At 51.0% G+C, this 13,089-nt stretch carries 13 protein-coding genes; 11 read left to right on the top strand and 2 right to left on the bottom strand.

Going from position 1 to position 13,089, the window contains the following annotated elements; translation table 11 throughout:
- Nucleotides 1-127 precede the first annotated feature (127 nt).
- From ACYVIY_RS09010 to argB, 9 genes are all read left to right on the top strand, one after another.
- Nucleotides 128-808 (top strand): ClpP family protease, encoded by a 681-nt coding sequence (locus tag ACYVIY_RS09010; RefSeq protein ID WP_460975995.1) that lies wholly within the window; start codon nt 128-130, stop codon nt 806-808.
- A gap of 164 nt (nt 809-972) precedes the next feature.
- Nucleotides 973-1,854: a hypothetical protein gene (locus ACYVIY_RS09005; RefSeq protein ID WP_460975994.1), complete on the top strand. Its 882-nt coding sequence runs from the start codon at nt 973-975 to the stop codon at nt 1,852-1,854.
- Nucleotides 1,855-2,070: 216 nt separating this feature from the next.
- A complete protein-coding gene (gene clpX / locus ACYVIY_RS09000) occupies nt 2,071-3,303 on the top strand; it encodes an ATP-dependent Clp protease ATP-binding subunit ClpX (protein ID WP_460975993.1) in 1,233 nt (410 codons plus the stop codon).
- 162 nt (nt 3,304-3,465) lie between these two features.
- Complete coding sequence (locus ACYVIY_RS08995) at nt 3,466-4,053, top strand: hypothetical protein (RefSeq protein WP_460975992.1); 588 nt, start codon at nt 3,466-3,468, stop codon at nt 4,051-4,053.
- 219 nt (nt 4,054-4,272) lie between these two features.
- Nucleotides 4,273-4,893, top strand: a complete 621-nt coding sequence (locus ACYVIY_RS08990; protein ID WP_460975991.1) for a hypothetical protein — start codon at nt 4,273-4,275, stop codon at nt 4,891-4,893.
- A 13-nt stretch (nt 4,894-4,906) separates the two neighbouring features.
- Complete coding sequence (locus ACYVIY_RS08985; protein WP_460975990.1) at nt 4,907-5,635, top strand: alpha/beta fold hydrolase; 729 nt, start codon at nt 4,907-4,909, stop codon at nt 5,633-5,635.
- Between the two features lie 136 nt (nt 5,636-5,771).
- Entirely contained in the window at nt 5,772-6,905 is a 1,134-nt protein-coding gene (locus tag ACYVIY_RS08980) for an aspartate aminotransferase family protein (protein ID WP_460975989.1), read from the top strand.
- Nucleotides 6,906-6,952: 47 nt separating this feature from the next.
- Entirely contained in the window at nt 6,953-7,921 is a 969-nt protein-coding gene (locus ACYVIY_RS08975) for an N-acetylornithine carbamoyltransferase (RefSeq protein WP_460975988.1), read from the top strand.
- A gap of 64 nt (nt 7,922-7,985) precedes the next feature.
- On the top strand, nt 7,986-8,768 hold the full coding sequence (argB, locus tag ACYVIY_RS08970) for an acetylglutamate kinase (protein ID WP_460975987.1): 783 nt from the start codon (nt 7,986-7,988) through the stop codon (nt 8,766-8,768).
- Between the two features lie 57 nt (nt 8,769-8,825).
- Here argB and ACYVIY_RS08965 read toward each other — a convergent pair whose 3' ends face one another.
- On the bottom strand, nt 8,826-9,395 hold the full coding sequence (locus tag ACYVIY_RS08965) for a C40 family peptidase (RefSeq protein WP_460976311.1): 570 nt from the start codon (nt 9,393-9,395) through the stop codon (nt 8,826-8,828).
- 298 nt (nt 9,396-9,693) lie between these two features.
- The gene (locus ACYVIY_RS08960) at nt 9,694-10,149 is read right to left on the bottom strand and encodes a cytochrome B (RefSeq protein ID WP_460975986.1); all 456 of its coding nucleotides are present in this window, start codon (nt 10,147-10,149) and stop codon (nt 9,694-9,696) included.
- 86 nt (nt 10,150-10,235) lie between these two features.
- Here ACYVIY_RS08960 and ACYVIY_RS08955 point away from each other — a divergent pair, with 86 nt between their 5' ends.
- Nucleotides 10,236-10,538: a DUF4286 family protein gene (locus ACYVIY_RS08955; RefSeq protein WP_460975985.1), complete on the top strand. Its 303-nt coding sequence runs from the start codon at nt 10,236-10,238 to the stop codon at nt 10,536-10,538.
- A gap of 99 nt (nt 10,539-10,637) precedes the next feature.
- Nucleotides 10,638-12,692 (top strand): sialate O-acetylesterase, encoded by a 2,055-nt coding sequence (locus ACYVIY_RS08950; protein ID WP_460975983.1) that lies wholly within the window; start codon nt 10,638-10,640, stop codon nt 12,690-12,692.
- Nucleotides 12,693-13,089: the final 397 nt, after the last annotated feature.

Below are 13,089 nucleotides of genomic sequence, written 5' to 3'. Positions count from 1 at the left end.
TATGATAACACAATTTTGCAGTGTTCGGTGCAGCTAAACTGGTGGGGTCGCAAAGACTCTGCCACGTTGGCGGCCGAAACTTACACTGTCTGTTATTCGTTTTCAAACCAAAGAGTAAACCCAATATATGAATTACGAAAAAGAATTCCGCAAGTTTGCCGTGCATCACATGGGCCTTAACGGCCTGACGGTAGACGGTTACATGAACCACACCGTCGAAAATATGACCCGCTCGGTCATTGAAGAACGGCCCATGAATTTCCGTGAGGTAGACGTTTTCTCGCGGCTGATGGCCGACCGGATCATTTTTATGGGCCTTCCCGTCGACGATAACATTGCCAACATCATTGTCGCGCAGTTGCTGTTCCTGGAGTCAGCTGATCCGAAGAAAGACATCCTGATGTACCTCAATAGCCCCGGTGGATCGGTATATGCCGGCTTAGGTATCTACGACACCATGCAGTACGTTCGGCCCGACGTAGCCACCGTTTGCACTAGTCTGGCGGCTTCTATGGGCGCTGTTTTACTGGCCGGTGGTGCCGCCGGAAAACGGACCGCACTTCCTCACGCCCGGGTTATGATTCACCAGCCATCGGGTGGTGCACAGGGGCAGTCGGTTGACATCGAAATTACCGCCCGCGAGATCGTTAAACTCCGTGAGGAACTGTACCAGATTCTGGCGCATCACTCCGGAAAGACGGTTGAAGAAATTGAAAAAGACTCCGACCGCGATAAGTGGATGCGTGCTGACGAAGCTAAAGAATACGGTCTGATCGACGAAGTATTACGTCGTGAAAAAACGGCCTAATCTGTCCGTTAAATCGACCTGAGTAAAAAGGCGCGAACGCTACAAATGTGGTTTTCGCGCCTTTCTTTTTTGCCGATAAATAAAAATAGATCAGGCCATTTCCTAATTTCAGTAGTTATATTGTCTTACAGGCGTTTGGCTATATTGGCAAACAAATTAACCTTATGCGACCTCATACCCTGATTGGCTGGTGCGTCAGTCTGGCAATACCTGGTTTACTAGCGGCTTGCGTTAACGCAACGGAAGTGGTCAAGCCGCGAACTCTCGATTCTACCGCAGTATCGGCACCAATATCTATGTCGGTTGCTGTACAGGGGCATCTAAAGCAATACGTCTTAACGCAGCGGAATATATTTTCCTCGGATTTTACCTACGATAGTAAAGGACGGCAGGCATCGGTATGGACGTACAATCAGCGGTCGGGCGAGGGGAAAGACGATATGCCTCAGACAGTACTTACGTATGATGCGCAAAATCGGCTACAAAAGATAGAAGAAGGCCGTTTCTCAACGGACCCCGCCACGGGCACTGCCGTAGCGTTGGATGTTGTTCGTCGCTACGAATTCACGTACGAAGGATTAACCGTAACGGCTAGAGCAACGCTAGCACCTGCCGCAACGGGGAGCAGCGTGGAAACGATGTATGAACTCGATAAGACTGGGCATATTATCAAACAAACGCAGCGGTTTGCCGACGGCAGCAAAAACGAGCGCGTGTATGTCTACGCCAATGATAACGTTATTCAGCAGGATGTTACCATCACGGATGCTGCGGGTGCCGTAACCTCCCGAGCGCGGGATACGTATGAGTATGATACGTCCCAAAATCCCCTGCGCGGGCTGATCTCGCAGGGAGGGCTGATCGACGTACAAACCTATTCGAGTAAGAATAATCTACTGCGGTCGAAATCCCAGAATCTGTCACCCACCGACCCTTCTGTAATTGTATCAACCAACGAAGCAACATACCAATACACCTTTGCCAATAATGGCTTACCCGTCAGCTACCAGACTGGCACTGTGAGCGGTACTTTTGTTTACGATTAATAAAAAGTTAGTCGGTAAGGCTCAGTCAGCTTGGCGGTCTGGTGGCCGATTAATAACTTTGTCAATAGCTCACGACCCAGGCACACCTGGGTCGTCTTTATTTAGCCAAGTTGCCCTAACAAAGCGCGCAAACGAACTGTTAACTGCATCGGACCGAAAACGGCATAAAACCCAGCGGTCTGATTCAAAACTAGCCTATTTACACTGCAAACGTACATGCCACAAATCAGTTGCTCGTTCTGCGGAAGACGCAAAAACGAGGTGATGGTGCTGCTGTCAGGAATTGACGCGCACATCTGCAACTATTGCATTGAGCAAGGACACCAGGTGGTGTTGGAGGAGATGCGCCCGCGACGGAGCGACCCCGCCGAGGTGAACATCAATCTGATCAAGCCTATCGATATGAAGCACCACCTTGATCAATACGTTATTGGTCAGGACGATGCGAAGAAAGCGATCTGTGTTGCCGTTTATAACCACTATAAGCGGTTGATGCAGCCAAAGACCAGCGACGACGTAACGATCGAAAAATCGAACATCATCATGGTTGGCGAAACAGGTACCGGAAAAACGTATCTGGCCCGATCAATCGCCAAGATACTGGAGGTGCCGTTCTGTATTGCTGACGCTACGGTGATCACCGAAGCGGGTTACGTGGGTGAAGACGTCGAGACGATTCTGACCCGGCTGCTGCAAGCCGCTGATTATAACGTTGAAGCGGCCGAACGGGGTATTGTCTACATTGATGAGATCGACAAAATCGCCCGCAAATCGGATAACCCCAGTATCACCCGCGACGTCAGTGGTGAAGGCGTGCAACAGGCATTGCTAAAACTGCTCGAAGGTTCGGTCGTGAACGTACCGCCCCAGGGTGGTCGTAAGCATCCCGACCAACGACTGATTGCGTTGAACACGGAGAACATCCTGTTCATCTGCGGGGGCGCTTTCGACGGTATCGAGCGACACATCACCAAGCGGATCAATACGCGCCCAATCGGTTTTTCGGGCGATCGCCGACTGAACGAAACGTTCGAGAAAGGTCATCTGATGCGGTATATCTCCGCGCTTGATCTGAAATCGTTCGGACTGATTCCGGAACTCATCGGCCGCTTACCCGTGCTGACTTACCTCGAACCGCTGGATCGGGCGGCCCTGATGCAGATCCTGACCGAGCCTAAAAACGCCATTACCAAGCAGTACGATAAGCTCTTCCAGATGGAAGGCATTACGTTGCACTGGGACCCCAGCGCCCTGAATTACATCGTTGATCAGGCGCTCCAGTATGGTTTAGGTGCGCGCGGTTTGCGGTCAATCTGCGAATCGATCATCACCGACGCTATGTTCGAGATGCCTTCTCAGGCAGGCATCAAAGAGCTGACCGTCAGTCTGGAATATGCTCGTGAGAAGTTCGGTAAGTCAACAACCTATCAGCTTCGGTCGGTAGCTTAAGAGTTCTGCAATATATAGTGTAACGAGCCCCAGCTTCGACAGAGGTTGGGGCTCGTTACATTCCCACTTACTCGGAATTGTTCATGTGTCGATAACAAAGCAGACAGCAGGTCAGTTGAGCCCTTGACAATTAATCAATTAACACTCAAATGACCCTGTCAAATGAAAACAACTACGTATCGCGCATTGGTCGGCTTGCTGCTGACTTTATTTTTTGCGGCCTGTAGCCGCCCGGTTGCTTATCTTCAAAAAGCCCCACGCGAGCAGTTTACGACCGCTCAGCCTCAGGTAACGGCCCCGGTGGCGGAAGCTATCCCGGCGGCAACGCCCGCTGACGTAACGCCTACTGAACAGATTGCGCAGGCTACGGCCGCCCTCGACCAGATCGACGCTCTGGTACGTAACGATAGCAAACTGGCGGCTAACAAGACCTTACAAAAACGGATGAATCGCGCCCGCACAATGCTGGCTACAGCTTCGACCAACGTAACGCTGACGCCTGATGCCGCAACCGCTCCCCGCAAAGCAAACCTGATGGAGCGGATGGTACTGAAAAAACTGGATAAGAAGCTTAGCAAACGGCTGGCCCCCGCCAACCCAGACAAAGCGATGGCCAGCACGGGTATTTTGGCCGCTGGAGCGGTTGTCGTCATTGTTGGTTTGATTCTTCTGCTGACCGGTGCGGGCTCAGGCGTGGGCGTTATTTTGCTACTGGCCGGAGCCGTTATCCTGTTGGTCGGACTATTGTAAAATCAGTTCGCTCAAGCGTTCTAATAGATTCGTTACTAGTAGTTTACGAATCCGTTAGAACGCTTGGTGTCCGGTTCAGCCCTGCCTGTATTGCCGAGTTTGGCAAATTTCATTTAATCAAATTCGTTCAATTTTTCGCCTTACCTCACAACAAACCCCAAAAGATGCAGTTGTTGTGGGTGATATCTCAATCGTTCATTCATTTAAACCATGTTCTCTATGAGCACGCTTTCCAAGCACATTTTTGCCGCCCTTATGGGTGCCGCCATTCTTTCATCCTGCAGCCGTCCAGTTGCTTATTTTCAAAAAGGCCCACGCGAACAATTTAAATCACCCCAGCAGGAAACGGTTGCTGTAGCCACGCCAGTTGAAGCCGCGCAGCCCGTTGCTGTTGAAACACTAACCCCCGAAGCAACGCCCGCGCCAGCACCCGCTATGGCTGAGGTCGCACAGGCTAAACAAGTAATGAGTCAGGTAGAAGCCTACGTTCGGAACGATAGCAAACTGGCTTCGAACAAGAAACTGACCAAGCGGATGGCCCGGGTTAACGAGTTGCTCACCACCGCCAGCGATAAGTCGAACGTATCAGCAAGCGCAGCTTCGACCAAGAAGTTGTCGCTGATGGAGCGTACGGTGCTGAAAAAACTAGACAAGAAAATCAAAAACCACGTAGCGCCGGACGAATCTAAAGCGTTGAACCGTAATGCCCGTAACGGGATCATTATCGGTGCTATCGGTCTGATCCTGTCTTTATTATTCGGTGGTGTTATCGGCGTTCTTGGTCTGATTCTGCTCATCGTGGGTATCGTTCTGATTCTGCTGGGCGTACTCGAATCCTAGTATAAGGCGTGTAATGAGTCAGCAAACTACTCTTTGTCTCATTCACGGTCACGGCGTAGATGCCTCCATCTGGGATGGCGTCTACGCCGATTTGTCTGTATCGAGCCCTGTGCTGAGACCTGATTTCGCCCGCTTAAGCCATCTTCAGACGATTGGAGCGTACGCAGAAGAACTAAATGCTTATTTGCAAAAGTCTCAGGTTGATAAGGTTACATTAGTGGGCCATTCGATGGGCGGGTATATTGCCTTAGCTTTTGCGGAGCAGTATCCGGAGTTGGTAGAAGGATTGTGCTTATTCCACTCAACCGTATCGGCCGATGACGAAGCCAAGAAAGAACAACGTCGACAGGTAATTGACAAGCTGGCTGCTGAGGGAAGCCGAGCTTTTCTTCAAACGGCCATCACCAATATGTTTGCGCCTGACAATCGAACGAAGATGGCTGATACCGTAACGACGCTGATTGACCGGTACAGTGACTTGCCCAGCGAAGCCTTGAGCGCGGGTGTACAGGCAATGCTGTTACGTCCCGATCGAACGCATGTACTCCAGCACGCTACGTTCCCGGTGATGATTGTAGCCGGTCAGCATGACCAGATTATTCCCATCGAGAAAAATCGTCGCCTGGCCGAGATACTTTCCCAAGCTAGTCTTGTTGTATTGAACGAGTCCGGACATCTAGGCATGGTGGAAGAACCAGAAGCTACGTTGCAGGCGATTCAGTCATTCGTCGCTAACGGGTAAGCAGTTATAAACTGAGAATTTGGAAGGAAGCCGAGTCGGCTTCCTTTTTGCGTTTTAACCGGTTTTCGCCTGATAATCCGTAAACTTGCACCAGGTTTTATAAGTCGTATACCGACGACTGTTACTTCTTTGCGAAATGGCTGAGCTTTTTAACGTTTATCCGCTGTACGACATTGAACCCGTTCGGGCACAGGGCAGCTATTTATGGGACACGAACGGTACCCGTTACCTCGATCTGTACGGGGGCCACGCTGTAATTTCGGTTGGCCATACGCACCCACGTTACGTGCAGGCGCTGACCGACCAACTTCATAAAATCTCATTTTATTCGAACTCGGTCCGGATACCGCAGCAGCAGGAGTTAGCCGAGAAACTAGGTGCTCTTTCCGGACATCCTGATTATACTCTGTTTCTGTGCAATTCTGGCGCGGAAGCAAACGAAAATGCCTTAAAACTGGCGTCATTTCACAACGGCCGGACGAAAGTAGTTGCGTTCTCGAAATCATTCCACGGGCGCACCGCCGGTGCCGTAGCGGCTACGGACAATACGGCTATTGTAGCACCGATCAACTATAACCAGCACGTAACGTTTCTGCCGTACAACGATGCTCAAGCGGCTCGGGAGGGTATTACATCGGATACATGCGCGGTTATCATCGAAGGCATTCAGGGCGTGGGCGGCATTAACGTAGCTACCGACGAGTTTCTGCAAACACTCCGCCAGCGCTGCAACGAAACCGGTGCCGTGCTGATTCTCGACGGTGTTCAGTGTGGTTATGGCCGGTCGGGTAAGTTCTTCTCGCACCAGTTCAGCGGCATCCAGGCCGATATTATCTCGATGGCGAAAGGGATGGGCAACGGGTTTCCGATTGGCGGCATTCTGATTTCGCCCAAATTCAAGGCCAGCTATGGCTTGCTCGGGACAACCTTCGGCGGAAACCATCTGGCCTGTACGGCAGCCATTGCGGTGCTCGACATCATGAAAGACGAAGGCCTACTGGAAAATGCCGCCCGTATGGGGGACTATCTGATGAATGGCATCCGTCAAATCGGCGGCTACAAGGACTTGCGTGGCCGGGGGCTTATGATCGGTATTGAGTATGATTTCCCAGTTGATGCGTTACGGAAGTCGCTGTTGTTCGAGCACAAGCAGTTCACGGGCGTAGCCGGCAAAAACATCATTCGGCTGCTTCCTTCACTGGCCATCGGTACGGATGAGGCCGATCAATTCCTGGAAGCGCTGCGCAAAGAAGTGAGTGTCGTTTTATAATTCTGAATTTTATACCCTGCACAAAGACGCAGGGCGTTTATACACTAATGACCAATTTCCTCTCCCTGGCCGACGTAACGGATCTCGACGCGTTGATTCAATCCGGACGTAGCGCCAAAGCCAATCCTTTTGCCGATCAGCACCTGGGTAAGAACAAAACGATCGGGCTGATTTTCTTTAATTCCAGCTTACGTACCCGCCTGAGTACGCAGAAGGCCGCGCAGAACCTCGGCCTGAACGTAATGATCATGAATGTCGGACAGGACAGCTGGGGGCTGGAGATGGAAGAGGGGGTGTTCATGAATGGCGATAAAGCTGAACACGTTCGCGAAGCAGCCACCGTTATTGGCCGCTATTGTGACATCATCGGCATCCGGGCCTTTGCCGAGCTGAAAGACCGGGACAAGGATTATCGGGAGCAGGTCATGCACCAGTTTGCTAAATACGCCAAGGTACCTATCGTTAACCTGGAATCAGCAACGCGGCACCCGCTACAGTCGCTGGCCGATTGCATTACCATCGACGAAGCGAAAGCCGCATCGGGCTTGGTCCGGCCGAAGGTCGTACTGACCTGGTTGCCGCATTTCAAACCGTTGCCGCAGGCCGTGGCAAACTCGTTTTGCGAGTGGATGAACGCCCGTGTCAAGTCAGGAGATGTTGACTTTGTGGTGACGCATCCCGAAGGTTATGAATTAGCGCCTGAATTTGTTGGCGACGCGCCTGTTACGTATAACCAGGCCGAAGCGTTTGCGGGAGCTGATTTTATCTACGGCAAAAACTGGTCATCCTATACGCAATACGGCCAGGTACTCACCCAGGACCCATCTTGGGCGGTAACGATGGACCATATGCGGTTAACCAACAACGGCAAGTTTATGCATTGCCTGCCCGTCCGGCGCAATCTGAAAGTGGCTGATGAGGTGTTGGATAGCCCACAGTCGCTGGTTATTGAACAGGCGGCTAACCGAGAATGGTCGGCTCAGGCGGTACTAAAAGAAATCCTGAAAACAATCTGACGGAGAAAGGCAGCGTTAGTTCTGGCGTTGCTGTAAACTGTCCTGCCCGTTACGTTCAACTCAAATGCAATCACTCACTGTTATTAAGATTGGCGGAAACGTCATCGACAATCCCGATGCGTTAACTCGCTTTCTGAACGCGTTTTCTACACTGGCTCTGCCTAAACTGCTTATTCATGGTGGTGGAAAAGTGGCGACTCAGGTAGCGGAGAAATTAGGGATTCAAACTACTATGGTTGACGGACGACGTATTACCGATCAGCCAATGCTCGACGTAGTGACGATGGTGTATGGGGGGCTGGTCAATAAACAGATTGTTGCGAAGCTTCAGGCGTTAGACGTAAACGCAATTGGCTTAACGGGTGCCGATGCCGGTACGGTTCTGTCCGAAAAGCGACCGGTGAAAGACATTGACTATGGCTTCGTGGGTGACATTAAAGAAGTGGATTCCGGACAGATTCAGTACTTTCTGCGGCAGGAGCTAACACCCGTATATGCACCAATTACGTACGACGAAACGGGGAATTTGCTGAATACAAACGCGGACACGATGGCATCGGCGATTGCGGTCGATATGGTTAAGCACAATGACGTAACGCTGGTCTACTGTTTTGAGAAGAAAGGCGTATTGGCTGACCCTAACGACGATAACAGTGTAATCGCTGAGCTGACTCCAGAGGTTTATGCAGTCAATAAAGCGGCTGGCACCATCAATAAAGGCATGATTCCGAAGTTGGACAATGCCTTTCGGGCGTTAGACAACGGCGTATCGAAAGTGATCATCTGCCATGCCGATGAAGTGGCCGCAGCCGTTGTACAGGGTGCCGGAACGACGCTGAGAAAATAGGCCGGTGACGGGAAGATATAAATACCAAAAAAGCGGCTTCGGGCCGCTTTACTTTTTTCATTTCTCTGCCAGTAAGTGCATCACCCGGCGGACGCCGACAAACCGCTTGTGATAATAATCAGCGTGGAGGTAATCGTAACGGACGCCACCATTCCAGGCTGAGTGAATGAATTTGATCCGATCACCGATCACTTCGGTAATCAGTCCGACATGACCGATGCGGCTGCCGCCAGAACTGTGTCCTTTAAAAAGAATTAAGTCGCCAGGCTGGGCTTCGGCCTTCTCGATAGGCATGCCAACATTGCCTTGTGCCGCGCTGGAGTGGGGGAGGGTAATGCCAAAGTGGTTAAAACAGAAACGAGTGAAGCCGGAGCAGTCGAATCCGTGGGTACTGGTGCCGCCGGAGCGGTAGCGAATGGTGAGATGCTTTTTGGCGAAGCTGATGACATCGCCTACAAGGGGAATTTGCTCGTAGAAACTTGGTGTAGTTACGGTGGGTACTTCAGTTACAGTAGGTACGGAAACTTGATTAAGTACGGTGGGTAATTCAACTACGGCGGGCACGGTTTGAGCTTGAACGATGCCAAACGAGACAGCAGATAATGCTGTCAGGAGCATTTTTCTCATCATGAAATTAGGTCAAATTCAAATTACGTGTCATAAAAGTATAGTAATGGGGAATTATCTCCAAATAATTGAGGAATATTTTCTACACGATTTTTGGAAAATAGAATGCCACAAATCGTAAAATTCTGATTATTAGATTAGTAAATTTTTTATTGGTTGAATAATAAACAAGAGTGCTCTACAAAAATCAAGCTGATTGGTAGACTTTAAGGCTGATTGAGCTTTTTCGAGCAATAAAAAAAGGCGCCCGAGTCACTGCTGAACCCGGGCACCCTTTGTACCTATAGACAATAAGCGATTAGAACCAGCTGGCCCCTTCCATGCGGAATGGCCACGGAATCGCAATAAGAATAAGGAGCAGCCCCAGACCATAAAATAGGGCGACCATCCGGTGTTTATCGGTGGCATCATTGAGCCGCTTGTGGCGCGAGTAACCAATAGTCACTAAAATAATCGCGATTAGCATAGTCGTAATGTGCTCTACCGTGTAAAAGCGATAGAACTTGTCCATAGCGAGGTCAAAGTTTACCTTCGGGCTGCCGCCTGCGCTAACCGGGAGTACATAGAGCAGCAGACCGCCTAAGAACTGTATGTGCGTAGCGATAAGCGCAAACAAATACAGCTTGCGGTTACCGTCGGTATACGTGTTACGACCCCGAAGCCGCTGAATAGCTGTGACCGCGGCCGCTATCAACAAAATAAGTACAAGCCAGCGCAGGCCGGAATGGGCGTGTCTAAGGATATTGTATAGCATTCAACAAACGAGTTAGTGAAATATTGTTTTTGACAAAGAAACAACCAAATGGCCAACTTACGCCGACAATCGTTTGTTTGACTACTATGATTCTTTATAATACTACGTATAGTGTTGCCCAGGAGGTCGCCGACGACTGGCTTCATTGGATGAAAACGTTTTACCTCCCCGCCGTTGCTGCTACGAAATTGCCGACGGGACACCGTTTGCTGCGGCTGTTAACTGAGCTCGATAATGGCGGAGTAACGTACTCGGTGCAACTGGATTTTCTGTCAAGAGCAGACTATGATGTTTACCTGCATCAGCACGCTGATGCGATGCAAAGGCGTATACAGCATCGGTTCGCCAATCAGCTTGTCTCGTTTGATACGCTGCTGGAAGAGGTTTAATACCGTCTGGTAAATATAGGCTCAGGGGTTTCACGGTGGGTTATCGACGGCATGATTCGTGATTCTGTCGGGTGTATATCCACTGTTACTCTGTACCTTATGTATGCCTCTCGGTTATCCACCCCGTGGGCGAAGATGTTCTGGCTGTTGGGATTAGGTGTCGTTGAGGTTTTCTTCGCTGTTTCTGCTTACGCTCAGCTTTCTATAACGTTTCCCGTTTCGCACCTGGTTTTTCAGCGCAGCAATGCCAACCAGTCCTACATGACCATAGCCGGTGTTTGCGCTGTCCCTATCGAGCGGGTTGAAGCCCGTTTGCTTGCCGTCCAGACCGGTCAGGGTCAGTCGACCGATTGGGCCGTGCTGGATGAGAGCCCGGCCAACGGGCAGTTTGGCGGTCGGGTGCTTGCAGTTGGTGGGTGGTATCGGCTGGAAGTACGAGCCTGGGCCGGAGGCAATATCGTTGCTACCGATCAGAAACAACCCGTTGGCGTTGGCGAGGTATTTGCCATCGCGGGCCAATCGAACGGGCAAGGCATCTGGGAGCGTGATGCGGTGGATCCGGCCGACGGACGAGTCGTGTGCGCTCCGCATTTCAACCTGACCGACACCATTCGGTTGCCGCTGCCGTTTTACGCGGCTCCAATGTCAGCCACGAGTCTCATCGGACCGCGTGGGCAGAGCGCGTGGTGCTGGGGGCGGTTAGGCGATCGATTGGCCGCCCGATTCAACGTACCGGTTCTGTTTTACAATGCGGCCTGGTCGGGTACAGCCGTGCGCAACTGGCGGGAAAGTATCACCGTCGATAGTACCGCCACTTCCTACAACGAGTATTTCCGGCCGGGAATGCCGTACGGAAACCTGAAACGGATTGTCCAGGATTACGCTCGTTTAACCGGATTACGCGCCGTATTATGGCATCAGGGCGAAGCCGAGTTTTACGACACCGACCCATCGGCGGCCCGTTACGCGCAGGATCTGGAAACGGTGATTCGGCAAAGTCGTCGGGATGCGGGCTTTGATCTGACCTGGGTGGTGGCGCGGGTATCGATGGATGATAACCTGCTCATCAACTACAATCTTACCCATTATGAGCCAGTCATAGCTGCGCAGAATTACGTGATTCAGCACGTTGATCGGGTGTATCCTGGTCCTGACACAGATACTATTCAGATGCCCAGAACCGACGGGGTTCACTTTTCGGGCGAGGGTTTACGACTGCTCGGTGATGCTTGGAACAACTATTTGACGAATGACTTTTTTCAGAACGTAGCGCCCTTGCCACCAGTCAATGTGCAGAGTACCGATCTGGAAATAGACGCCTACATTGACGCCCCTTCGTTGCGGGCAAATGATCCCGTGCGTATCACGATCACCGTTCGAAACGAGGGCGCTAAGGTGGCTACAAATGTTTGGCTACGTTGTGAACTGCCCGCTCCGCTAACGTTCATAAATGGAACCGGCTTAACCCATACGCGGGGGCTTGTGCTGGCAAAGCTGGCTGAAGTGACGCCCACAGCGCCTGTATCCGTAACGTTTCTGGCGGTTCCGACCCAGGAAGGGACGTATCGGATAGCAGCTGAAATTGCCCGCGCCGATCAGTTAGATATGGATTCACGCCCGAACACCAGCATTGGCGACGGACAGGACGACGTAGCACAGGTAATGTTTCGAACGCGTCAGGCCGGTACGCGGCAGTTTAGCGTACCCATCTCGATGAATGCACCACCGCTGCCACCGGTAACCTCAAATCAACCGACACCCGACCCGACGAAAGCCGATTTAAGTCTTGCTGTATTTCTTAACCAACCCGCTGTGTCAGTTGGCGACATCGTGTCGATCAGCATGAGTGTTGGCAATCAGGGCGGTAGTACGTCGGGGCAGGTGAACGTAGTGTGTACGCTGCCGGCAAGTTTAAGTTTTATCGATGGCACGAACATAACCGCAGCGTCCGGACAATATTTCGCCACCATCAGCAACGTCGCGCCGGGCCGTACCGAAACGGTCTGGATGCGGGCCAGAGCACTGCAATCAACCAAAGCGGTAATTAAATCACAAGTAGCCCTAACATCCATCGGTGACCCGGATTCGACTCCTGGGAATGGCTACGATAACGGCGAAGACGACACCGCTCAGGTTACGCTACGAATCAGGTAACCGTACAGAAAAGAGATAGTCAACCTGGTCAACAGCATTACGTATCCAGGCGCTGTGTCACGTGTATGCTGACTACATCCGCATTACAGTTCGGGTAAGTGTAACCTGCCTTGTAGACAGCTCGAAAAAATTGAAGAAACCATGCTGTATGTTATTTAGCTCAAGCGCGAAGTGGAGCAGCTACGGCAGCAGAATAAAAATTTACAACAGGCCCCAAGAAAGACGAAAAAAATAGTAAACATTATTCTTTAACGGGTATACAACGCATACCAGCTTTTTGCGTGAAAAAGCTAGTATGCGTTTTTCTTATTCCAATATAAAATAGGGTTGAATTGATATATAAGATAGGACTATTCGCCCTTTAATCTACTTCGCTATTCAATACCCCTAAATTGTT

It is taken from the genome of Spirosoma knui, from assembly GCF_054780635.1.
Note: the sequence above shows the minus strand (reverse complement) of the source record. Positions and strands in the feature narration are given on the sequence as shown.

Coding starts and splice junctions, on each gene's coding strand:
- ACYVIY_RS08990 (WP_460975991.1), top strand. CDS start 4,273: ATGAGCACGCTTTCCAAGCACATTTTTGCCGCCCTTATGGGTGCCGCC.
- ACYVIY_RS08975 (WP_460975988.1), top strand. CDS start 6,953: ATGACCAATTTCCTCTCCCTGGCCGACGTAACGGATCTCGACGCGTTG.
- ACYVIY_RS08955 (WP_460975985.1), top strand. CDS start 10,236: ATGATTCTTTATAATACTACGTATAGTGTTGCCCAGGAGGTCGCCGAC.
- ACYVIY_RS08965 (WP_460976311.1), bottom strand. CDS start 9,395: ATGAGAAAAATGCTCCTGACAGCATTATCTGCTGTCTCGTTTGGCATC.
- ACYVIY_RS08960 (WP_460975986.1), bottom strand. CDS start 10,149: ATGCTATACAATATCCTTAGACACGCCCATTCCGGCCTGCGCTGGCTT.
- clpX (WP_460975993.1), top strand. CDS start 2,071: ATGCCACAAATCAGTTGCTCGTTCTGCGGAAGACGCAAAAACGAGGTG.
- ACYVIY_RS09010 (WP_460975995.1), top strand. CDS start 128: ATGAATTACGAAAAAGAATTCCGCAAGTTTGCCGTGCATCACATGGGC.
- argB (WP_460975987.1), top strand. CDS start 7,986: ATGCAATCACTCACTGTTATTAAGATTGGCGGAAACGTCATCGACAAT.
- ACYVIY_RS08950 (WP_460975983.1), top strand. CDS start 10,638: ATGTATGCCTCTCGGTTATCCACCCCGTGGGCGAAGATGTTCTGGCTG.
- ACYVIY_RS08995 (WP_460975992.1), top strand. CDS start 3,466: ATGAAAACAACTACGTATCGCGCATTGGTCGGCTTGCTGCTGACTTTA.
- ACYVIY_RS09005 (WP_460975994.1), top strand. CDS start 973: ATGCGACCTCATACCCTGATTGGCTGGTGCGTCAGTCTGGCAATACCT.
- ACYVIY_RS08985 (WP_460975990.1), top strand. CDS start 4,907: ATGAGTCAGCAAACTACTCTTTGTCTCATTCACGGTCACGGCGTAGAT.
- ACYVIY_RS08980 (WP_460975989.1), top strand. CDS start 5,772: ATGGCTGAGCTTTTTAACGTTTATCCGCTGTACGACATTGAACCCGTT.